This window comes from Campylobacter showae (genome assembly GCF_900573985.1).
GTDB classification, from domain to species: Bacteria; Campylobacterota; Campylobacteria; order Campylobacterales; family Campylobacteraceae; genus Campylobacter_A; species Campylobacter_A showae_E.
In genome coordinates, this window is record NZ_UWOK01000001.1 from 1027633 (window position 1) to 1048885 (window position 21253).

Genomic DNA, 21253 nt, shown 5'->3' on the forward strand with positions numbered 1-21253 from the left:
TTAGCCTAAATTTTGTAAAATCCCGCAAAAAATACAAAGGAAAATGATGAATTTGGGTAAATTTTATGCCGTGATCGCAAGAATATTTGCGTTAAATTTCGCTTTGCCGCCGAGCACGAAGCTTTTTAGCGAGCTAAATAAAAATCCGAAATGGATAATAACAAACGACAGCGAAGCAAACGCCAAGGGGCGCGAGCTATACGAGGAGTCGGTAAAAGGCGAGAGTATAGAAGAGATCGCGAAAGACTTCGCAAATTTGAAAAAATATTTTAACGCGGAGTTTTTTTTCGAGGGCGATAAGGCGCGCCTGGAGGGCTTTTATAAAAAATGTAAATTTAGCCCGAATTTAAATGTCAGCGCGCTTGATAGCGCAACAAACGAGCTTTCGTTTTTCTCCTCCGTCGTCGAGCTAAAACAAGACGAGCTAACGAAGGAAATTCTGGGCGTTTTACTAAGCTCGTATCTGCTACCCTACGCTAAAAAGCTAGCCCCGGTCCTGCAAAACGAAGCAAAAAGTAAATTTTATCGCGCGATGGGGTATCTTTTCGAGGATTTTGCGAACGGCATAGAAAATACGCTAAAAGTCAAAGTCGTACCTAGATGAGTTGGTGGAACGACTTTTATATAAATTTCGATCCGGTCGCGTTTGAGCTGTTTGGCATCAAGGTGCACTGGTACGGGATAATGTACGTCCTGGCGCTGCTCGTGGCGCTCGGGGTGGCTAAATTTATCGTCAAGCGCGATAATATGCAAATTTCAAATTCGATGCTTGATAATTATTTCTTTTGGGTGGAAATCGGCGTGATACTGGGCGCGAGGCTGGGCTACATCGTCATTTATGATCCAAATACCGCTTATTATCTCACTCATCCTTGGCAGATTTTTAACCCCTTTCACAACGGTGAATTTGTCGGCATTCGCGGTATGAGCTATCACGGCGCGGTGGTCGGGTTTTTGATAGCGACATGGGCTTTTTGCCGTAAATTTAAGCAAAATTTGTGGCAGCTTTTAGACCTCGTCGCGCTTAGCATCCCGCTTGGATATTTTTTCGGTCGCATCGGAAATTTTTTAAATCAAGAGCTTTTCGGTCGTATCACGGACGTCTCATGGGCGATCAACGTCGCAGGACAGATGCGCCATCCATCGCAAATTTACGAAGCCGTTTTGGAGGGGCTTGCAGTTTTTGCTATCCTTTTTGTTTATAGAAAATTTAAAAAATTTGACGGCGAACTTATCGCTCTTTATGCCATACTTTATACCTTTGCTAGGTTTGTATGCGAGTTCTTTAGAGAGCCTGATTTTGGGATCGGCTTTGTATTTTTAAATTTTTCTATGGGGCAAATACTATCTTTATTGATGTTTGCATGCGGTATTTTCCTTTATCTTATCTTAAATAAAAAATATACAAAGTTTTAAAAGGTTTTTAAAGTAATTTACGATACTATTACGCCGTTTTTATAGTGTCATAATTTAATTTTCTTTTAAGTTATGATAACTTATCTCAATTTTATAGGAGGGCTCATGAGTGGGCTAATCGAGGGCTTCTTGGGTAGGCAAGCGGATACGAAAAAAAGTCGTACTCCTGCCGTTTGGGACAGATGGCAAAGTATAACGGGACTGATTTTGGCCTGTTTTATTTTGTGCCACATGGTATTTACCTCTACCATTTTATTCGGCAAAGGCGCATTTAACGCCGTTGTAGGTTTTGCGGAGGCTAAATTTTTATTCGGCGAGGCTACGTGGTGGATCACTAACGTTATCGCTGCGGTAATATTCGTCGTTTTTATCGCTCACGCATTTTTAGCGATGAGAAAATTCCCTGCAAACTATAGACAATACATCATGTTTAGAGGTCACAAAGACCGCATGAAGCACCTTGACACTACGCTTTGGTGGTTTCAGTTTTTGACCGGTTTTGCTCTATTTTTCGCAGCTAGCGCGCACCTAGTCGATATAATCTTCGGCGGACACATCACTGCCGATAAATCAGCGGCTGCATTTCATCAACTAGAAATTTTTTACTTCGCTTTACTTGTATTTATGGTCGTTCACGCTAGCGTGGGAATGTACCGCCTATACGTAAAATGGATAAGCATCGACGGAGTAAACAAACAAGAGATGTTCGCAAAAAGAAATAAAGCCAAAACAGCGATATTTGCGGTTTTTGGAGTGCTCGCGGTCATCGCGCTGATCGCCGATTTCGTGTGGATCAGTCTTTAGGAAAAGGAGCTTTAAAAAATGAACGTAAAATATTATGATGCATTGGTTATCGGAGGCGGTCTAGCGGGGCTTCGCGCTGCCGTTGCCGCTGGAGAAAAGGGGCTAAGTACGGTAGTTTTAAGCCTAATTCCCGTTAAGCGCTCGCACTCTGCGGCTGCACAAGGCGGCATGCAAGCCTCTTTGGGAAATTCAAAAATGAGCGAAGGCGACAACGAGGACGTACACTTTGCCGACACGGTAAAAGGTAGCGACTGGGGCTGCGACCAGCAAGTTGCACGTATGTTTTGTCAAACCGCGCCTAAGGCGATCCGCGAGCTAGCGGCTTGGGGCGTGCCTTGGACTCGTATCACAAAAGGCGAGAGAAGCGCTATCATCAACGCTCAAAAAACGACTATCGTAGAAAAAGAAGAAGTCCATGGACTAATCCACAGTCGCGACTTTGGCGGAACTAAAAAATGGAGAACCTGCTTTACGGCGGATGCTACGGGTCACACGATGCTTTTTGCCGTAGCAAACGAAGCGCTAAAACATAACGTCGAAATCCACGATAGAAAAGAAGCTATCGCGCTAATCCACGCAAACAACCGCTGTTATGGCGCGATCGTTCGCGATCTGGTAAATGGCGAGATCACGGCATACGTCGCAAAAGGCACATTGATCGCTACGGGCGGCTACGGTAGGGTCTATAAACACACCACAAACGCCGTAGTTTGTGAAGGTATTGGCGCTGCTATCGCTCTTGAGACGGGCGTAGCGCAACTAGGAAACATGGAAGCGGTGCAGTTTCACCCGACTCCGATCGTTCCGAGCGGTATCTTGCTAACAGAAGGTTGCCGCGGCGACGGCGGAATTTTACGCGATGTGGATGGATATCGCTTTATGCCCGACTACGAACCTGAGAAGAAAGAACTAGCTAGCCGCGACGTCGTAAGCCGCCGCATCATGGAGCATATTAAAAAAGGTAAAGGTGTAAAAGGCCCTTACGCCGAGCACGTTTGGCTAGATATCTCGATCCTTGGACGCGAGCATATCGAGAAAAACTTACGCGACGTTCAAGAAATTTGCGAAATCTTTAACGGCATCGATCCTGCCGATACCGAAGTATATACTGACGAGAACGGACGTCAGCGCGGTAAAGGCTGGGCGCCGATCCTGCCTATGCAGCACTACTCAATGGGCGGCATAAAAACTAAGCCTACAGGCGAGAGCCCGACGCTAGCGGGTCTATTTAGCGCCGGCGAGGCAGCATGCTGGGATATGCACGGATTTAACCGTCTAGGCGGTAACTCTGTTTCGGAAACGGTCGTCGCAGGCATGATCGTGGGTGATTATTTTGCTGACTACTGCGGTAGCCACGAGATCGAGATAAATACTAACGACATCGAAAAATTCGTTAAAAAAGAGGAAGACTATCTAAAGAGCCTTGTCGAAAAAGAGGGCAAATTTAACGTATTTGAGATAAAAAATAAGATGAAAGATATCATGTGGGAGCACGTGGCGATCTTTAGAACGGGTGAAGGTCTAGCCGTAGCGGTAAAAGAGCTAGAAGAGCTTTATAAACAATCTTTAGACGTTAAAGTCGCAAACAAAGCACTATTTGGCAACCCTGAGCTTGAGGAAGCCTACCGCGTACCAAAGATGCTAAAACTGGCCCTTTGTATCGCAAAAGGCGCGCTTGATCGCACCGAGAGCCGCGGAGCGCACTACCGCGAAGACTATCCGAAACGCGACGACCTAAACTGGCTAAACAGAACTCTAACTAGCTGGAAAGAGGGCGATACGCTACCGACTATCGTGTATGAGCCGCTTGATATTATGAAAATGGAAATTCCGCCGGCATTCCGCGGATACGGAGCTAAGGGCAACATCATCGAGCACCCGGATAGCGCCGTGCGCCAAGCGCAGGTCGATGAGATCCGCGCCAAAATGGAAGCCGAAGGCAAAGGCAGATATGAGATCCAAGAAGCGCTAATGCACTATGATCTTCAGCCTAAATATAAAGCACCAAACGAAAGAGCAGGAATAGGATATGAGTAGAAAAATAACCATAAAAGCATTTAAATATAATCCGTTAAGCAAAATTTCAAAGCCGCATTTCGCGACCTACGAGCTAGAAGAAACCGACGGCATGACGCTTTTTATAGCGTTAAATCAAATTCGCGAGAAATTTGACCCGGATCTTAGCTTTGACTTCGTTTGCCGCGCCGGTATCTGCGGAAGCTGCGGTATGCTAGTTAACGGTACGCCAAAGCTTGCTTGCCGTACGCTAACTAAAGACTATCCAGGCGGCGTGATCGAGCTTATGCCTTTGCCAGTATTTAAGTTACTAAAAGACTTAAGCGTAGACACCGGCAACTGGATGAATGCGATGAGTAAGCGCGTGGAGAGCTGGATACACACAGACCACGAGACCGATATCTCCAAGCTTGAGGAAAAAGTCGAGCCTGAAGTCGCGCAAGAGGTATTTGAGCTTGACCGCTGCATCGAGTGTGGTATCTGCGTAGCTGCGTGCGGTACGGCTATCATGAGGCCTGATTTCATCGGTGCGGTCGGACTTAACCGCGTAGCTAGATTTAAAATCGACGCGCTTGATAAGCGAACCGACGAGGACTTTTACGAGCTTATCGGCGACGATGACGGCGTGTTTGGCTGTATGACTTTGCTAGGCTGCGAGGATAACTGCCCTAAACACCTTCCACTTCAAAGCAGGATCGCATATATGCGCAGAAAGATGGCTGTAATAAAGTAGCCAAGGGGTCTTAGGACCCCTTTTAAATTTAACTTCAAATTTTACTTCTATTTCTATTTTACTTCTCTCAAATTTTTATTGTCAAATTTATTTAAATTTTGATGATCTATGCCGTATGTGATTTTTTGAAAAACATGGACATACAAAAACGCCAAATTTTGCTTTAATAAAAATTTGATTTGATAGTAGCATCTTTGGTCTGATCGGGCTTATTTTTTAAAAGTATGATAAAGGTAAAAATGTCTTTAAATTTGTGTTTTAGTAGATTTTGAAATATTATAAAATGACACTTGGTGGAAGCGAGGGGGATCGAACCCCTGTCCAAAAACAAACCGATCGCAGCCTCTACACGTTTAGCAAAAGTGAAAATTTCATCTAAAAGGGCTCACTTTCCAAAACCTTATTTTAGACTAAGACAAGATTTCGGCTAGCAGCTCGTCAGGCCGCCAACCTACGCTAGCTAGGGTTACTCGCTGTTATCTTAGCTAGTATCGGACTAGGCGAGGCTCAACTGAACTTACGCAGCTTTAGCGTAAGCAGGAGCGTAGTTAACGTTGTTTGCGTTTAAATTTATTTGAGCTTTTTACGCTTTGCTCAAAGCGACGTGCCACCGTGACCGCTCTGCTCCTGTCGAAGCCAAGTCGCTCCCGTAAGAATAGGCTAAATTTAGCCTCGTTTTAAAGGTTGTGGATTATATTATTTTTTGTATTTTTTGTCAAACGTCTAGTTTTTGAGGGATTTTTACGATATTGGCGTCCAACAGACTGAAAAACTCGGCATCGTTTTCTATATCGTTTTTGTATCTATTAAACTGGTCGCTCAACAAAAGCAACCAGTCTACAAAGTCATCGTTTGCGGGCCCTTGTAGTTCCCTTGCTTCGCCGCAAATTTCCTCTGCTAGCGTAGTTAATTTTAATATAGGATCAAGCTTCATAAAGCCTGCAGCAGACTTAATATTATGAAAAATTCTAAAAAGCTCGCCGATATAGCCACTATACCTATCCGGTCTGGTGAGCCCTATGATGAGTGGTTCCATCAGATCGCACATCAAGGAGTAATGCGACAAAAACTCCTCCACGATGTCGTAAGAGTAGTCTATCTCAAGGCTTCTTAGTATTCCCATTTATTTTCCTTAAAACTATTATCGTGATTGTAACATTTTTTTGATAAAATTAAAAATAAAATACCGAAATTTAAGGAAAAATTTATGCTAGAAAATGACAAAAAAGTTACAATTAATGATATAATTAATAAAAAGGGTGTAGAGCCTATCGTTATGATCACCGCTTATGACGCTCTTTTTGCGCGGCTTTTTGATGATTACGTCGATATTATCTTGGTTGGCGACAGTCTAAATATGAGCTTTAACGGCAAAAAAGACACCCTTAGCTTAAAAATGAACGACGCGCTTTATCACGTTAAGGCCGTTTTGCAGGGCGCAAAGCGCGCTTTTGTCGTGGCCGATATGCCATTTGGCAGCTATCAGGATGAAAAATCCGCACTAAAAAACGCGACTAAATTTATCAAAGCGGGCGCGGACGCCGTCAAATTTGAAGGCGGTCTAAAAGCCGCTCCCATCGTAAAAAGGCTCGTTGGCGAGGGTATAAACGTGATGGCTCACATCGGACTCATGCCTCAGTTCGTGCGAAACGAAGGCGGCTACAAGATAAAAGGACGCAGCGAGGCTGACGAAGCGCGCTTGATCGACGAGGCGAAAACGCTCGAGCGTGCTGGAGCGTTTTCGGCCGTGGTCGAGGGCACGCTAAGCCCGGTTGCGGCAAAGGTCGCAAAGAGCGTACAAATGCCCATCACCGGTATCGGCGCAGGTGCCGACGTAGACGGACAAGTGCTCGTGTGGAGCGATATGCTCGGCTTTTTTGACGAGTTTAAGCCAAAATTCGTCAAGCGCTATCTTGACGGAGCAAATTTGGTGCGAACGGCGGTAGAAGCCTACGCTCGCGAAGTTAGAAAAAAGACCTTTCCGAGCGAGGAGTTCGAGTATAAAATTTAGCTTGTTTTGGGCAAATCTAGTCGGCGGGGTAAATTTGATCACCCGGCAAACGGCGGCAAATTTGGTCCTTAGGCGTTAAATTTGGCGAGTAGAGTTTGGGTTAAATTTGATCACTTGCATTTACCCGCCCCTCGCCAAATTTGACGGGCAAATTTGGCTATCAAAACAAGGCTAGATTAAAAACAAGGAGCGAGTTTTGAAAATTTTATTGATTTTAGCGGCGTTTTTTAGCGCGCTAATGGCCTCAAATCCGAATTTTGGGCTAGGCATCGATAGCCTAGGCGAGCAAAACGAGCAAACGCAGAATGAGAAGCGGTTTTCTAAGCGCGAGGAGGCCGCGAGACAGGCTATCGAAAATGCCGATTATGACGCTGCTTTTAAGATTTTATCGCCGCTTTGCGAGGAGGGCGACGCGATGAGTTGCGCGGCGCTGGGCAGTATGCATTTTAGCGGGCTTGGAGCCCAGGAAAGCAACGAAAAAGCCGAGCTTTTCTTTGAGAAATCGTGCGAGCTGGGAAACGGCACGGGCTGCTTTGATCTGGCGCTTTTAAACGTCAAGGAAGTTTTTGGCACCAAGGATGAAAATAAAATATTTCGCCTCTACGAAAAAGGCTGCGAGCTGGGCTCTGAGGCGGCTTGCAACAACCTCGGCCTCATCTATGAATCGCAAAACGATCTCAAAAAATCCGTAAATTTGTACGCCAAAGCGTGCAGGAAATTTGACGGCGCGGGCTGCTACAACTACGGCAGGATGATGCACGAGGGGCTGGGCGCAGAGCGCGATCTAGCAAGCGCGCACAAGGCCTTTGACACTTCGTGTTACATGAAAAACGCGCTTGGCTGCTATGCTCTGGGTTATGTTTACGAGCACGCGCAGGGCGTGAAGTTTGCGGTTTACGACGCGTACGACGGCTATTCGCGCGCTTGCAAGCTCGGCAACGACGACGGCTGCAGGGCTCTGGGCTTTGAAAACTACGAGAAAAATATCGAAATTTACGAAAAATTCGAGTCTATCGCGGAGGGTTGTAAATTTGGCAACGATAGCGATTGCAAGCTTTTAAAAGCGAGGATAGCGGAGTTTTAAGCTCGGGCTGATTTTTGAGATTTATCCGCTTCGGCGAGGCGGATAAATTTGAGCTTTGTTTGGTTTTGAAACCTTAGCCCTTACGGAGTCAAATTTGACTCCACCGCCTTAAATTTGCCGTTTTTATTCAAATTTAATCACCTCATCTCCTAAATTTACCGCTGAATGCCGAGTCAAATTTGAACAAAGGCGAAAGCCAAAACTTACCCAAAATTTTGTAAAATGCGGCAAATTTACGAAAAACAGAGCCGAAAAAATGGATAGAATAGTCGAAATAGAAAAAATAAGCTTTGAAAACGATTTTGAGGTGTCGCTGCGCCCCACGCGCTTTGAGGACTACATCGGGCAGGAAAAGATCAAGCAAAACTTAGGCGTCTTTATAAAAGCTGCTAAAAAGCGCGGCGAGTGCCTAGACCATGTGCTTTTCTATGGGCCTCCGGGCCTTGGTAAGACGACGCTGGCGCACATCATCGCAAACGAAATGGGTGTGAGTATCAAGATGACGGCCGCACCCATGATAGAAAAAAGCGGCGATCTGGCGGCGGTGCTAACCAACCTCCAAGAGGGCGACGTGCTCTTTATCGACGAGATACATCGCCTAAGCCCCGCGATCGAGGAGGTGCTGTATCCTGCGATGGAGGACTTTCGCCTAGATATCATTATAGGCTCGGGGCCTGCGGCGCAGACTATCAAGATCGACCTGCCTAAATTTACGCTCATCAGCGCTACGACGCGCGCGGGTATGATTTCGGCACCCCTGCGAGATAGATTCGGGATGGATTTTAGGCTACAGTTTTATACCCGCGAGGAGCTGGCCCGTATCGTGCAGATCGCCTCGGTAAAGCTTGGCAAAGAGTGCGAAAAAGCCGCCGCTCTCGAGGTTGCCGCTCGCTCGCGCGCTACGCCCAGGATCGCGCTACGGCTACTAAAGCGCATAAGAGACTTTGCCGAAGTAAACGACGAAGCCATCATCTCGCAACCTCGCGCCAAAGAGGCTCTGGACGCGCTTGGCGTAAACGACATAGGATTTGACGAGATGGATATCAAGTACCTAGAAATCCTTCTCGCCGCCAAACGTCGCCCGATGGGGCTAAGTACGATCGCGGCGGCTCTAAGCGAAGACGAGGGCACGGTCGAGGACGTGATCGAGCCCTATCTGCTCGCTAACGGCTACATCGAGCGCACCGCTAAAGGCAGGCTAGCTAGTGCAAAAGCCTACGAGGTGTTTAAGCTCAAATTTGACGGCGATACGCAAAAGGGATTGTTTGAGGAGTGATGCAAATTTGACTCTACTCAGATGGTTGCTTTTTGCTAAATCTGTCTAAAGCCGTCGGTAAGTAAAATTTGAGCTTTTAAATTTGCTGCCGTCTGGTTAGTCGGCCGTCAAATTTGACCGCATTCGTTATATGCTCGATTTAAAAGTACACAGAAAATTTAACCCGCTCAAATTTCGCTTCAAATTTATCAGCCGTCATAAGACTACCGCGCCCAAGTGCCGCCTGTCCGCAAAACCCCGCAAAATCTGATATAATAAGCCCCTCAAAGGAAAAAAAATGAATAATCGAGTGTTTTTCGGTATCTTCGCTCTTTGTGCGTTGGCGCTTGTCGTGTACCTTTTTAAGCCGTTTTTGCTAAACATCTTTATCGCCGCCTTGCTAGCCGTCGCCACCTCAAACGTCAACGTCAAATTTTTGCAACTAACGAAGGGCAAAAGAACGCTCTCGGCGGCTCTTACGACGCTAGCGCTGTTTTCGCTATTTATCGCGCCGCTTTTGTACGCCGTGATCGAGATCGCCAAACACGCCGCAAACTTTAACACCGGCTACATAACAAATACGCTAAATTATTTTCAAAGCGGGAATTTTCAGCTACCCGAACCGATCAAATTTCTAGAACCAAAAATCAAAGAGATGATCGCAGACATCGACATCGGAGCGATATCTAGCAACGTGCTTTCTAGCCTTGGCGGCATCGGCAAATCAAGCGTAAAATTTCTCATCGACATGATTTTCATCCTCGTGTTTTTCTTTTTTGCGGTGCTTTACGGTAGCGAGCTCGTGGGCTACCTAAAAAGCGCGCTTCCGATGAAAGAGAGCGAGAGCGAGTTTATACTTAGCGAAGTGGCCAACGTCATGAGCGTCGTGCTTTACTCTATCGTTTTAAACGCGATTTTGCAGGGTTGCCTCTTTGCTATCATCACGATTTCGTACGGCTACAACGGCTTTTTGATGGGCATACTCTTTGCCTTTACTTCGCTCGTGCCAGTCGTTGGCGGTTTGCTCGCGTGGGGGCCTATTAGCCTTTACGAGTTTGCTAACGGCAACACCGCGGCTGCGATCGTCATCGCCGTCTATACTATCGTCGCGATATCTATCGTCGCAGATACGTTTTTAAAGCCGATCGTGATTAAATTTATCAACGACAAGCTCGTAAAAATCCCGACCAAAATCAACGAACTGCTGCTATTTTTCTCGATGATAGCGGGTATCTCGACGTTTGGCTTTTGGGGACTTATCTTAGGTCCTGCGATCGTGACGTTTTTTATCTCGACTATCAAGCTTTATACATTGCTTAAAGAGCACTCAGTCGTCTAAATTTGCCTAAATTTGGCGATATTTTTAGCAAATATCACAAATCTAACACGGATTTTATTATTTTCTGTGCTATAATCCTTAAATATAAAAATTAATGTTCCGCATTCAATTTGCGGAACGTAAATTTGCTAAATTTAACCAAGGAGTTTTTATGAAACTAGCAAAACTAAGTTTAGCCGCTGTTTTGGCGCTTGGCTTTTTAGGCGCCGCAAACGCAGCCGACACCTTTGGAGAGGCGTTCACCAAAGGAAAACTAGCAGGCAAGATCCAAGCCACCTACGTCGATCAAAAAGACGAGCGCGCGCCGATACACGATGAGCAGCTGACGTCTATACAGCTTGAGCTCGGATACGTGACCGATCCGTTTTACGGCTTTAGGCTCGGAGTTACGGGGCAGGGCAACTTCTTGCCGTTTAACAGCATGAGAAAAAGCGGCACTCTATACGATAAAGAGTGGAGAACGCAAGGTGCGGTAATGTCTGAAGCGTATCTGGGCTACGGTATAGGGCAGACCGATATAAAATTCGGCCGTCAATACGTAAATACTCCGCTAGTAGCGGGCAATCCGACTCGCGCGTTTAAAGAGGCATTTGAGGGTCTAACGATCGTAAATAAAGACATCCCAAACACAACTCTGATCGGCGGCTGGTATTATAAATTCCAAGGCAGAAGCGCCGTCGTAACGGGCGGTAAAGAGGGGCGCGCTCCGCACTTTAAAGATAGAGTCATCGTCGGCGGTATGGGACCCGTGGCGTACGAGTTTGATAATATCTTTACCGGCGCGGTCATCAACCAAAGCATACCGAATCTAAAACTAACCGGCGCATACGCTAGAGTGACCGATCTTAGGCGCGGCGCGCTGCAAGGCGACATCAACTTTTACCTAGCCGAGGCCAACTATAAAGTACCCGTCGGCGACTTTAAACTCGGATTTGACGCGATGTACAAAGGCTCTCGCACTACAAGAGGCCTGGAAGATCTAAACTACGACGGAAATATGATCGGCCTAAGAGCGGGGATTTATGATTTCGTGGGCTTTAGCGCCTCTTACGCCTATACGACCGTCGGCGACAACGACGCTTTGGCGTTTGGTCTAGGTAACGGCCCCGGCTCATACACGCTGCTTCCTATTCGCGGACCTTTCGTGTTTACAGGATATGCGGGTATGAATACGCATAAGCTTTTGTTTGAGTACGACTTTAAAGAAGTCGGCGCCGAGGGCCTAAAAGCGAAACTTCATCTAGTAAAAGGCAAGCAAGATGCCCCTCACCGCAACGCCGGTCCGACCGCGGCTAACACGCACATGAACGTCCAAGGCTGGGCGGCGCAGGCTAGCTACGATATGCCGTGGGTCAAAGGGCTAAGCGCAAGCGTCACCTACACGGCTCTTGAGAGAAAGAACTTTGATGCTATGGGTGCAGTCAAAAAGACCGATAACAACGAGCTTTGGCTACAAGTCGGATATAAATTTAACCTTCTAAACTAGCTTTTAGCCACGCGGACGCAAATTTGACGCGTCCGCTACTTCTTTTTTGTTTTTCTTGCGTTTTATGCGCAAATTTGACCTCGTAAAACCTGCATAAATTTGATCTTTTGAGTAAATTTGCACTTAAATTTAAAAGATAAAATCAAGAACAGTTAAATTTGATAAAGTGGGATTTGAAAAAATAGCGTGGATTTAAAGACTAAAATTTGTCCGTAGCGATCTAATTTGCTTTCATGCTTTGTGCGTGTCGGCCAAAAGCAAACGTAAATTTAAGCTTGCAAGGGCAAATCGTTAGCCCGTGCAAGCTGTAAATGAAGGCCTATCTTTCGTAAAATTTACCGAGTACGCCGCTACCGATCTCCTTGCGTTCGCCGTCCTCTATCATCACGGCTTTGCGGTCGATATCGACGGTTTTGTCGGTATTGATGATAAATTTGAGCTCGTACGAGCGCGAGTTTATCTGCTTTGGCATATCTCCGAAAAATATCGGTTTTGGCGGGCGTTGCGAATCAAACGCGGCCCATTGAAACTGGCTTACGAAGGTGCTAAATAAAAAGGCATTGCCGTTTAGCTTGTATTTGTTTGCGAGCTCGTCCGCGATCGCGTCGTTATCGCAGTTTACGGGCGCGCTGAAGCTACTTTTCTTTGCTTTTTCTTCGTCGTATTTACAAAATTTATTTGCCAGCGCCAGCATCTCCTCTTTGTTTGCGTCGCTGCTGCCTTCGGTTTTTAGTTCGTTGTAGTTGTTTATTATCCGCTCTAGCGTCTTTTCTAGGCTTTTTTGCGCGTCGTCTTTGGCTTTTTGTACGGCCTCTTCGTAGCGAGCGTTTTGTTTGTCAAATTCCGCTTTGAGTATGTCGCTACTAACCTCGCAAGTTACTTTTACCAGCTTTAGATCGTTTCCGCTAACGTCTTCCCACTTTACGTTTTGGCAGCCTTTGTAGCCGTCGACGGCAGCGCCTATCGTCATTGACTTTTTAAACGGCAGCGTGTAGTTTTTCACGATATCGATGTTGTTATCGCCGCATCCCGTTAGCGCCAAAACGGCAGCTATGAGAGAAAATTTTATTTTCATTCGTTCTCCTAAAATTTAAAAGACTAAATCTAGCTAAATTTAGCTTAATGTTAAGACGCATTTAAAGCAATGAGCGACCGAATTTGGCGAATTTGTTTGCCTAAATTTGACTAGTAAAGCGGCAGATCACAAGCTAGCTTTTAGACTTCTTTTGTGTTTTCTTATCTTTTTTGTCGCCCAGTCGTAGTGTGATGAGGTGCTGCCGGTGACGTAGGCGGCGAGATTTAGGTTGCCCGTGAAGTTAAAATATCCGCGAGCAAAAAGCTCCTCGTCGCTAAAATTTGCCGTAAGATGCATTACTTTTTCGTGTGTTTGCGCCAGCAGAGTTTTAGCCTCGTAAAGCGGTGTATCTTGGTGCTTTCGCCAAATTTGCATGTTCATCTGCGGGTAGGTTTTCCAGTTGTACGGCTCGGGTAAAAACGAAGCCCGCTCACCGCTTAGGTTCTTTTGGATAAAATTTATCAAAAGCAAATGCCACTCGTAAAGGTGCGCGAGCACGTCGCGGACGCATTTATCCCTATCCTCGAAGTCAAATTTAGCCTCTTGCTCTGCCTTGTTCATGCTTTCAACTAGCGATAAAAGCTTTTTAAAATTTGTCTCTGAAGCGCTTAGTAAGTCTATTTTATTCGTCGGTCGCGGCATTTTTTATCCTTGGTTAAATTTGAGCAAATTTTACAGCGCGTTATTAAATTTACGCTTTAAAGATGCGGGTATTACCAAAAGCTACAAAATATAAAAGGTAAAATTTAATTTATATTTATATTTTAAAAATTAAAAATAAAACTTAAATATACAGCTCAAATTTGATCAAATTTCAAATTTGTGAGTTTTACGGTCTTGAATTTTAATAAATTTTATACCTTTGATAATTTAGCCTAAAATTAGCCGTTTTTAAGGCTTAAAATTAAAAATATGCAGTAGTTTTGAACCTAGATATAAAAATTTATATTTGTGTCTTAAAATTGTTACGGATCTACACGTTAAATTTATATTTTAAAAAAAGTTTCTGGGATATTATGGGTTTTGTTATCAAAAAGCATATTGATTTTTGTAAATATAAGATTTTATATTTATACGTAATTTTAAGCATTAGCCCTAAAATAGGCAAAATAAAGATAATTTTGGTCTTAATTTAAACCCCAAATACTGCCAAAGAATTAATTATTTTTAATCAACTTAAATTTAGGTTGTAACGGTTAATATCCGCCTGATTTTTAAGAACTATCTTAAAAAATAAACGAGGAGAGAAAATGGATCGACGAGATTTTATAAAAAGCGCCGCCGCTTCGGCTGCTTGCGCGAGTGCCGGTATAGCGCTGCCTAGCTCTATGGCAGCTGCGCAAAACGCCGCCGAAAAGGGCTGGCGCTGGGATAAAGCCGCATGTAGGTTCTGCGGAACTGGCTGCGGCGTAATGATCGCAACCAAAGAGGGCAAAATCGTAGCCGTCAAGGGCGACCCTGAAGCGCCGGTAAACCGTGGCCTAAACTGCATCAAAGGCTACTTTAACGCCAAGATCATGTACGGCGCAGACCGCATCACTCAGCCGCTTTTGCGCGTGAACGAAAAGGGCGAATTTGATAAAAAAGGCAAATTTAAGCCTATTAGCTGGGAAAAAGCCTTTGACATCATGGCGGAAAAATATAAAGAGACCATGAAGAAAAACGGCGTGCATTCAGCCTGCGTTTTCGGCTCGGGTCAATACACTATTTTAGAGGGTTATGCAGCCGTCAAACTATGGAAAGCGGGTATTAGAAGCAACTCTATTGACCCGAATGCTCGCCACTGTATGGCGTCCGCGGTCGTCGGATTTATGCAGACTTTCGGTATCGACGAGCCTGCGGGCTGCTACGACGACATAGAGCTAACCGATACTATCGTGGCTTGGGGCGCTAATATGGCCGAGATGCACCCGATACTTTGGGCGCGCGTTAGCGATAAAAAGCTAAGCGATCCGGAGCGCGTAAAGGTCGTAAATTTAAGTACGTATTCGACTAGGACGTCAAATATAGCCGATACGGAGATTATCTTTGCTCCTTCATCAGACGTCGCTATCTGGAACTACATCGCTCACGAGATCGTTTATAATCACCCTGAAGCCATTGATTGGGACTACGTAAATAGCCACTGCGTGTTTGCGACGGGGCCTGCCGATATCGGCTACGGACTTAGAAATAATCCAAACCACCCTAACTACTCAAACGAAAAGGACGTCGTAGAGACAGAGCTTCATAAGAAACTAAGCAAAAACGAAGGCGTAACTTTGGGCTATCTAGGCTATAAAGAGGGAGACGTGCTAGAAAATAAAAATACGGCTACCGCGGGCAAGCACTGGCAAATCACGTTTGAAGAATTTAAAGAAGCTCTTAAACCTTATACGCTTGACTTCTCCGCTCCGCTAATAAAAGGCGATCCGAACGAGGATTTGGAAGAATTTAAGAAAAAACTAAAGCAACTAGCCGACTGGTACATCGAAAAAGGTAGAAAAGTAGTGAGCTTTTGGACGATGGGCTTTAACCAACACCAACGCGGCACATGGGTAAACGAGCAAGCCTATATGGTGCATATGCTACTTGGCAAACACGCAAAACCGGGCGACGGAGCGTTTTCTCTAACAGGACAACCAAGCGCATGCGGTACGGCTCGCGAGGTCGGTACTTTCGTTCACCGCTTGCCTGCGGATATGGTCGTAGACAACGCCGAACACCGCGAAATAAGCGAGAAAATTTGGAAACTGCCTAAAAATACGCTAAATCCGAAAATCGCCTCCCACTACGTAAAAATGATGCGCGATATGGAAGACGGAAAGATGAAATGGGCGTGGGTTCAGGTAAATAACCCGTGGCAAAATACCGCAAACGCAAACCACTGGATAAAAGCCGCTAGAGAGATGGATAATTTTATCATCGTCTCGGACCCGTATCCGGGCATCTCGGCTAAGGTTGCCGACCTAATCTTGCCTACCGCGATGATTTACGAAAAATGGGGCGCGTACGGTAACGCCGAGCGTAGAACGCAGCACTGGCGTCAGCAAGTCCTTCCGGTAGGCGAAGCGATGAGCGATACTTGGCAGATGCTGGAATTTGCTAAACGCTTTAAGCTAAAAGAGGTTTGGGGCGAACAAAAGGTGGATGATAAGCTAACGCTTCCAAGCGTGCTAGAAGAGGCAAAAGCTATGGGTTATAGCGAAGAAGATACGCTATTTGACGTGCTTTTCGCAAACGAAGAAGCTAAGAGCTACCCTGCAAAAGACGCGATAATGGAGGACTTTGATAACTCTGAGGTTTTCGGCGATAGCAGAAAGATAATAGGCAGCGACGGCAAAGTATTTAACGGATACGGATTTTTCATCCAAAAATACCTTTGGGAAGACTATCGCAAATTCGGTATCGGCCACGGACACGACTTAGCAGACTTTGATACCTATCACAAAGTGCGCGGACTAAGGTGGCCCGTCGTAGACGGAAAAGAGACTCAGTGGAGATTTAACGCTAAATACGATCCGTATGCGAAAAAATTTGCCGAGGATGGCAAGCAGTTTGCATTCTACGGCAATAAAAAAGCCAAGTTGCAAAAAGGCGATTTGACCAAAGTAACTAGCGGAGACGAGAAATTTTCTATCGCTAATAAAGCCAAAATTTTCTTCCGTCCTTATATGGATCCTTGCGAGATGCCTGATACTACGTATCCTTTCTGGCTATGCACGGGCCGCGTCTTGGAGCACTGGCATACCGGCACTATGACTATGCGCGTTCCTGAGCTTTACCGCGCCGTACCTGAAGCGCTTTGCTACATGCACGAAGGCGATGCGCAGAAGCTAAATTTACAACATAACGACGTAGTTTGGATCGAGTCTCGCCGCGGTAAGGTAAAAGCAAGACTGGATCTGCGCGGACGAAATAAAACTCCTTCGGGCCTAGTGTACGTGCCGTTTTTCGATGAAAACGTATATATCAACAAAGTCTGCTTAGATGCGACTTGCCCGATCTCAAAAGAGACGGACTATAAAAAATGCGCGGTTAAAATTTACAAGGCTTAATAATGCAAAATAGAAGAGAGGCTTTAAAATTTGGGTTAAAAGCGATTAGTTTGGTTCTCGCGGGCGGCTTTATCTGGAGTACGCAAACGACGGCTAAAGCCCAAACTCTACTCATCAGGCCGCCGGGTGCTTTAAAGGAGAAAAATTTCCTTAGCGAGTGCATACGCTGCGGGCTTTGCGTAGAAGCCTGTCCTTGGGATACGCTTAAGCTTGCGGATTTAGACGACGGATTGCCTTATGGCACTCCGTTTTATACTCCGCGAAATATCCCTTGCTATATGTGTACGGATATCCCGTGCACGGTCGCCTGTCCGACCGGAGCTCTAGATACGAAGCTGGTGAGCGAGGATAACGGCAAGCTAAATATAAACAAAGCGCAAATGGGTATCGCGGTGCTGGATCCAAATTTCTGCATCGCTTACGAGGGGCTTCGCTGCGACGCTTGCTACCGCGCCTGTCCTTTGATAGATAAAGCGTTAAGGCTTGAATATGTCCGCAACGAACGCACGCAAAAGCATGCGTTTTTTAAACCGGTCGTGGACGCCGACTACTGCACTGGCTGCGGCATGTGCGAGCAAGTTTGCGTGACGCCAAAGGCTTCTATCTTCGTGCTTCCGCGCGAGATAGGACTTGGCTCTAGCAACGAACAGTACGTAAAAGGCTGGGTCGAGGGCGCGGATAAAAAGCTAAAAGACGCTGAGCCAAAAGAGTTTAAAACTGATGAGAAAAAGCTAAACGACTATCTAAATAGCGGAGATTTGCTATGAAATATTTGATTTTAAGAAGGATAAGTCAAATTTTGATCCTAGGGCTGTTTTTTGCGAGCAACTACTACGGAATTAAAATTTTACAAGGCAATCTCAGCTCATCTTTGCTTTTTGGAGTTGTTCCTCTTAGCGATCCGTTTGCCGTTTTGCAGTTATATCTAGCTAGTTTTAGTATTGCTTCGGGCGCTCTTGTCGGGGCCGCTATCGTATTTGCTTTTTACGCGATCGTCGCTCCGCGCGCATTTTGCAGCTGGGTTTGCCCGGTAAATATCATCACTGAAACCGCTCGCTGGGTCCGAGTAAAGCTTGGCTACGATAAAGATAAAAAATTCGTAAATTTCACGCGAAGCGCGAGATATTACGTTTTAGGATTTACGCTTTTTATCTCGCTAGTCACTTCGGCTCCGGCGTTTGAGGGCGTTAGCTTTATCGGCATTATTCAGCGCGGAGTCATCTACGGCGGCACGTTGTGGTTGTTCGTGGCGTTTGGGGTGTTTGCGATAGACGCGTTTACCGGCGATAGATTAGTCTGCTCAAAGCTTTGTCCGCTAGGCGCTTTTTACGCGATAGCCGGCAAATTTGCCCTTATTAGAGTAAAGCACGACGTGGCTAGCTGCACCAACTGTATGAAATGTAAGCTAATCTGCCCGGAAAACCAAGTGCTTGGCATCATAGGCAAGCAAAGCGGGTTTATAACCTCGAGCGAGTGCATCAGCTGCGGACGCTGTATCGACGTCTGCGACGACGACGCGCTCAAATTTAATATTAAAAATTTACTAAAGGAGAAAAATCAATGAAGGCGAGAATTTTGGCGGGATTGGCGTGCGCCGTCCTCGTATTTTCGGGATATGCCGAAGCTAAAGAAGAACAAAAATCATCTAGCTCCGTACAAACTCAAAAAGTAGAGCAAAAAAATAAATCAAAATCATCCGATAGCAAAGAAGCTAAGGATCTAAATATCTTGCGTTCGGCTAACGACGTTATGGACGAAGAAGAGGTAAAGCTAGCCGATATCAACTGGACGAAACCTGCCGCAGGTGAAGCGCAAAGATATGAGCGCTCTTTTGAAAATGCGCCGCCGATGATACCTCATGATTTAGAGGGTTTGATACCGATAACTGCGGATAATAATATGTGCGTTACATGCCATATGCCTGAAGTCGCAAAAGACGTCGGCGCGACCGCGATCCCTAAATCGCACCTTTATAGCATAAGAAACAAAAAAGACCTCGACGGTAAGCTTAGCGACGACCGCTTTAACTGTACCGTTTGCCACGTACCACAGGCGAATGTAGAGGCTAAGTTTAAAAATAACTTTAAGCCGGAGTACCGCGACGCTAACTCGTCTCAGCATTCCAATCTGTTAGACGTACTAAACGAAGGCGTTAGGTGAGCGTATCCAGACGCGAACTATTTGCTAAATTTTTGGGCGGCAAAACCGCTCAAAAATTTATCGCTCCGCCTTATTTTTGCGGCGAATTTAATTGTGTGGATTGCGAAGCGCCTTGCGTTAGCGCTTGCGATAGAGAGCTTTTGAGTTTTGAAAACGAGAGAGTAAATTTTAAATTTAAGTCCTTGGGATGCAACTTTTGTAAAGAGTGCGCGCTCGCTTGCGAGGAGACGGGACGAGAGGTTTTAAATTTAAAATTTGCAGCTAAAATCGAAGCTAAAATTTTTATAGATGTGCATAGTTGCCTTGCGTGGAACGGCACGATTTGCTGTAGCTGTCAGGACGTTTGCAGATTTAGAGCGATCGATTTTTTAGGCGTTTTTCGCCCGAGCGTAAATCAAAAATGCACGGGCTGCGCGCAGTGTATGGAAGTTTGCTTCGCAAATAGTATCAAAATGGAGGCGTTATGAGAAAATTTATTTTATTTTTTACGGCGATTTTTTGCTTAAATTTGACCGCAAATTTAGCGGCGGCACCGCTTGAGATATCACAACCTGATAAGGTCATAAAAGCCGGCGCAAACGTGATAAGCTCAAATTTGATAGATGAAATTTTATATCTAGGCACGGACGGCGGCGAGCTTGATATTTACGACATAAAGGCGGATAAATTTTTAGAACCGATCAAATTTCGTACGGTCAAAACACACTTTAGCGACGAAGAGCCCGCGAAAGTTTTTAGTATCGACCGTTTGGGCGATATGCTTTTGGTTTTAACCGAGATGGACTACAATGAGCGCTATTTATACGTTTTTAAAAAAGAAAACAATGGCTGGAACGAGGTTAGCAATATGCACCTAGCTAATAAATCCGCTAAAAAAGCCTTTTTCATAGATGAAAAAACGGCGGTAGTATCGGACTTTGGCAATGAAATTTACTATATCGACCTAGAGAGTAAAAAAGCGGTCTTTAAACATAAATTTTCTATCGCGCTTTACGTTGATTTTGAGATCAACAAAACCCGCGACAAAATCGCTATCGGAGCCGAAAGTGGCGTGATTTATATCTATAATCTAAAAACTCGCCAAACCGAGCAAACGCTAAATTTCTTTAAAGACAATATGTACGACATTGACTACAAAAATGACGTCGTAGCCGTGGGCTGTATCGACAAACAAGCAGGCGTTTTTAACGGCTCGATGAGCTATTTTAAGTCTGATTTTATCGTTTATGCGACGGGGCTTAGCGACGACGCCAAAACGCTAGCGTATATGAACGGCGAAGAGAGCGATATCTTGGTCTACGACATCGCAAGCAAAACAAAACTCGCGACCGTAAAAACCGGACAGCAAATTTTAAATGAAATTTACCTCTCCGATAGCGGCAGGCTAATCAGCGTCGCGTACGAAAAAGAGGTTAAATTTTGGAGCGTAAAATGAACATATCAAGTGCGATAGTATATACCAAAGACGGAAACGAAGCTGCCGAGGTAGCTAAAAGAATCGAACAAGTAAAAGGCTGCGAGGTTATCGCATCGCAAGAGGGCAAAATCGTAGTCGTGATGAGCGCGGAAAATTTAGATGGCGAGATAGAGCTTTTTAAGGCGCTAGAAAGCGTCGAGGGCGTAGCTGGGGCCGCTATGATATATAGCTATCAAGAGGACTTGGAAAAAGATATCGAAAGCATCAAAAAAAGCGGCAAGATAAGCGAGATTTTACTTGACGAAAATATCGACGCTAAGGATATCGTATATAACGGCCACGTCGGCGATAGGGTAAAATAATTTTTTACCCGTTAACTTTATCCTAAATTTGACGATATATAATACAGAATAAAATCTA

Annotated in this window: 20 protein-coding genes and 1 other RNA gene; 17 read left to right on the forward strand and 4 right to left on the reverse strand. The window is 45.3% G+C overall.

Going from position 1 to position 21253, the window contains the following annotated elements:
- The first annotated feature begins 46 nt into the window (after positions 1-46).
- The 5 genes from EE116_RS05190 to EE116_RS05210 all read left to right on the forward strand — a co-directional run bounded on the left by EE116_RS05190 (position 47) and on the right by EE116_RS05210 (position 4969).
- The gene (locus EE116_RS05190; RefSeq protein WP_122873522.1) at positions 47-604 is read left to right on the forward strand and encodes a hypothetical protein; all 558 of its coding nucleotides are present in this window, start codon (positions 47-49) and stop codon (positions 602-604) included.
- Positions 601-1416, forward strand: a complete 816-nt coding sequence (gene lgt, locus EE116_RS05195; RefSeq protein WP_122873523.1) for a prolipoprotein diacylglyceryl transferase — start codon at positions 601-603, stop codon at positions 1414-1416. Before EE116_RS05190 ends, lgt begins: the two co-directional genes overlap by 4 nt.
- Positions 1417-1521: 105 nt before the next feature.
- A complete protein-coding gene (locus EE116_RS05200; RefSeq protein ID WP_122873524.1) occupies positions 1522-2220 on the forward strand; it encodes a fumarate reductase cytochrome b subunit in 699 nt (232 codons plus the stop codon).
- Between the two features lie 18 nt (positions 2221-2238).
- Positions 2239-4257: a fumarate reductase flavoprotein subunit gene (locus EE116_RS05205; protein WP_122873525.1), complete on the forward strand. Its 2019-nt coding sequence runs from the start codon at positions 2239-2241 to the stop codon at positions 4255-4257.
- A complete protein-coding gene (locus tag EE116_RS05210) occupies positions 4250-4969 on the forward strand; it encodes a fumarate reductase iron-sulfur subunit (RefSeq protein WP_122873526.1) in 720 nt (239 codons plus the stop codon). The genes EE116_RS05205 and EE116_RS05210 overlap by 8 nt, the downstream gene beginning before the upstream one ends.
- 291 nt (positions 4970-5260) lie before the next feature.
- On the opposite strand, the gene ssrA is transcribed toward EE116_RS05210, so the two are convergent.
- Positions 5261-5618, reverse strand: a transfer-messenger RNA (tmRNA) gene (gene ssrA / locus EE116_RS05215).
- Between the two features lie 66 nt (positions 5619-5684).
- The gene (locus tag EE116_RS05220; protein ID WP_122873527.1) at positions 5685-6092 is read right to left on the reverse strand and encodes an Hpt domain-containing protein; all 408 of its coding nucleotides are present in this window, start codon (positions 6090-6092) and stop codon (positions 5685-5687) included.
- A gap of 84 nt (positions 6093-6176) precedes the next feature.
- Between EE116_RS05220 and panB the strand changes: the two genes are divergently transcribed.
- From panB to EE116_RS05245, 5 genes are all read left to right on the forward strand, one after another.
- Positions 6177-6980: a 3-methyl-2-oxobutanoate hydroxymethyltransferase gene (panB, locus tag EE116_RS05225; RefSeq protein ID WP_122873528.1), complete on the forward strand. Its 804-nt coding sequence runs from the start codon at positions 6177-6179 to the stop codon at positions 6978-6980.
- 196 nt (positions 6981-7176) lie between these two features.
- Positions 7177-8064 carry a tetratricopeptide repeat protein gene (locus EE116_RS05230; protein WP_122873529.1) on the forward strand — a complete coding sequence of 296 codons (888 nt, stop codon included), beginning with the start codon at positions 7177-7179 and terminating at the stop codon, positions 8062-8064.
- Between the two features lie 256 nt (positions 8065-8320).
- On the forward strand, positions 8321-9340 hold the full coding sequence (gene ruvB / locus EE116_RS05235; protein WP_122873530.1) for a Holliday junction branch migration DNA helicase RuvB: 1020 nt from the start codon (positions 8321-8323) through the stop codon (positions 9338-9340).
- A gap of 277 nt (positions 9341-9617) precedes the next feature.
- Complete coding sequence (locus EE116_RS05240) at positions 9618-10658, forward strand: AI-2E family transporter (protein ID WP_122873531.1); 1041 nt, start codon at positions 9618-9620, stop codon at positions 10656-10658.
- Positions 10659-10809: 151 nt separating this feature from the next.
- Positions 10810-12144 carry an OprD family outer membrane porin gene (locus EE116_RS05245; RefSeq protein WP_122873532.1) on the forward strand — a complete coding sequence of 445 codons (1335 nt, stop codon included), beginning with the start codon at positions 10810-10812 and terminating at the stop codon, positions 12142-12144.
- Positions 12145-12463: 319 nt separating this feature from the next.
- Here EE116_RS05245 and EE116_RS05250 read toward each other — a convergent pair whose 3' ends face one another.
- Positions 12464-13219, reverse strand: a complete 756-nt coding sequence (locus EE116_RS05250; RefSeq protein ID WP_241091644.1) for a hypothetical protein — start codon at positions 13217-13219, stop codon at positions 12464-12466.
- A gap of 126 nt (positions 13220-13345) precedes the next feature.
- Positions 13346-13861 carry a ClbS/DfsB family four-helix bundle protein gene (locus tag EE116_RS05255; RefSeq protein WP_122873533.1) on the reverse strand — a complete coding sequence of 172 codons (516 nt, stop codon included), beginning with the start codon at positions 13859-13861 and terminating at the stop codon, positions 13346-13348.
- Between the two features lie 608 nt (positions 13862-14469).
- Between EE116_RS05255 and napA the strand changes: the two genes are divergently transcribed.
- From napA to EE116_RS05290, 7 genes are read left to right on the forward strand one after another with little or no spacing between them, the layout of a single operon-like run.
- Positions 14470-17256: a nitrate reductase catalytic subunit NapA gene (napA, locus tag EE116_RS05260; RefSeq protein ID WP_122873534.1), complete on the forward strand. Its 2787-nt coding sequence runs from the start codon at positions 14470-14472 to the stop codon at positions 17254-17256.
- Between the two features lie 2 nt (positions 17257-17258).
- The gene (gene napG, locus EE116_RS05265; RefSeq protein WP_122873535.1) at positions 17259-18023 is read left to right on the forward strand and encodes a ferredoxin-type protein NapG; all 765 of its coding nucleotides are present in this window, start codon (positions 17259-17261) and stop codon (positions 18021-18023) included.
- Complete coding sequence (gene napH, locus EE116_RS05270) at positions 18020-18820, forward strand: quinol dehydrogenase ferredoxin subunit NapH (RefSeq protein WP_122873536.1); 801 nt, start codon at positions 18020-18022, stop codon at positions 18818-18820. The genes napG and napH overlap by 4 nt, the downstream gene beginning before the upstream one ends.
- Complete coding sequence (locus EE116_RS05275; protein WP_122873537.1) at positions 18817-19416, forward strand: nitrate reductase cytochrome c-type subunit; 600 nt, start codon at positions 18817-18819, stop codon at positions 19414-19416. Before napH ends, EE116_RS05275 begins: the two co-directional genes overlap by 4 nt.
- Complete coding sequence (locus EE116_RS05280) at positions 19413-19883, forward strand: 4Fe-4S dicluster domain-containing protein (protein WP_122873538.1); 471 nt, start codon at positions 19413-19415, stop codon at positions 19881-19883. Before EE116_RS05275 ends, EE116_RS05280 begins: the two co-directional genes overlap by 4 nt.
- Positions 19880-20851, forward strand: coding sequence for a WD40 repeat domain-containing protein (locus EE116_RS05285; RefSeq protein ID WP_122873539.1), 972 nt, complete (start codon positions 19880-19882; stop codon positions 20849-20851). The genes EE116_RS05280 and EE116_RS05285 overlap by 4 nt, the downstream gene beginning before the upstream one ends.
- A complete protein-coding gene (locus EE116_RS05290) occupies positions 20848-21195 on the forward strand; it encodes a chaperone NapD (RefSeq protein ID WP_122873540.1) in 348 nt (115 codons plus the stop codon). The genes EE116_RS05285 and EE116_RS05290 overlap by 4 nt, the downstream gene beginning before the upstream one ends.
- Positions 21196-21253 lie beyond the last annotated feature (58 nt).

Coding starts and splice junctions, on each gene's coding strand:
- EE116_RS05190 (WP_122873522.1), top strand. CDS start 47: ATGAATTTGGGTAAATTTTATGCCGTGATCGCAAGAATATTTGCGTTA.
- lgt (WP_122873523.1), top strand. CDS start 601: ATGAGTTGGTGGAACGACTTTTATATAAATTTCGATCCGGTCGCGTTT.
- EE116_RS05200 (WP_122873524.1), top strand. CDS start 1,522: ATGAGTGGGCTAATCGAGGGCTTCTTGGGTAGGCAAGCGGATACGAAA.
- EE116_RS05205 (WP_122873525.1), top strand. CDS start 2,239: ATGAACGTAAAATATTATGATGCATTGGTTATCGGAGGCGGTCTAGCG.
- EE116_RS05210 (WP_122873526.1), top strand. CDS start 4,250: ATGAGTAGAAAAATAACCATAAAAGCATTTAAATATAATCCGTTAAGC.
- EE116_RS05220 (WP_122873527.1), bottom strand. CDS start 6,092: ATGGGAATACTAAGAAGCCTTGAGATAGACTACTCTTACGACATCGTG.
- panB (WP_122873528.1), top strand. CDS start 6,177: ATGCTAGAAAATGACAAAAAAGTTACAATTAATGATATAATTAATAAA.
- ruvB (WP_122873530.1), top strand. CDS start 8,321: ATGGATAGAATAGTCGAAATAGAAAAAATAAGCTTTGAAAACGATTTT.
- EE116_RS05240 (WP_122873531.1), top strand. CDS start 9,618: ATGAATAATCGAGTGTTTTTCGGTATCTTCGCTCTTTGTGCGTTGGCG.
- EE116_RS05245 (WP_122873532.1), top strand. CDS start 10,810: ATGAAACTAGCAAAACTAAGTTTAGCCGCTGTTTTGGCGCTTGGCTTT.
- EE116_RS05250 (WP_241091644.1), bottom strand. CDS start 13,219: ATGAAAATAAAATTTTCTCTCATAGCTGCCGTTTTGGCGCTAACGGGA.
- EE116_RS05255 (WP_122873533.1), bottom strand. CDS start 13,861: ATGCCGCGACCGACGAATAAAATAGACTTACTAAGCGCTTCAGAGACA.
- napA (WP_122873534.1), top strand. CDS start 14,470: ATGGATCGACGAGATTTTATAAAAAGCGCCGCCGCTTCGGCTGCTTGC.
- napG (WP_122873535.1), top strand. CDS start 17,259: ATGCAAAATAGAAGAGAGGCTTTAAAATTTGGGTTAAAAGCGATTAGT.
- napH (WP_122873536.1), top strand. CDS start 18,020: ATGAAATATTTGATTTTAAGAAGGATAAGTCAAATTTTGATCCTAGGG.
- EE116_RS05275 (WP_122873537.1), top strand. CDS start 18,817: ATGAAGGCGAGAATTTTGGCGGGATTGGCGTGCGCCGTCCTCGTATTT.
- EE116_RS05285 (WP_122873539.1), top strand. CDS start 19,880: ATGAGAAAATTTATTTTATTTTTTACGGCGATTTTTTGCTTAAATTTG.
- EE116_RS05290 (WP_122873540.1), top strand. CDS start 20,848: ATGAACATATCAAGTGCGATAGTATATACCAAAGACGGAAACGAAGCT.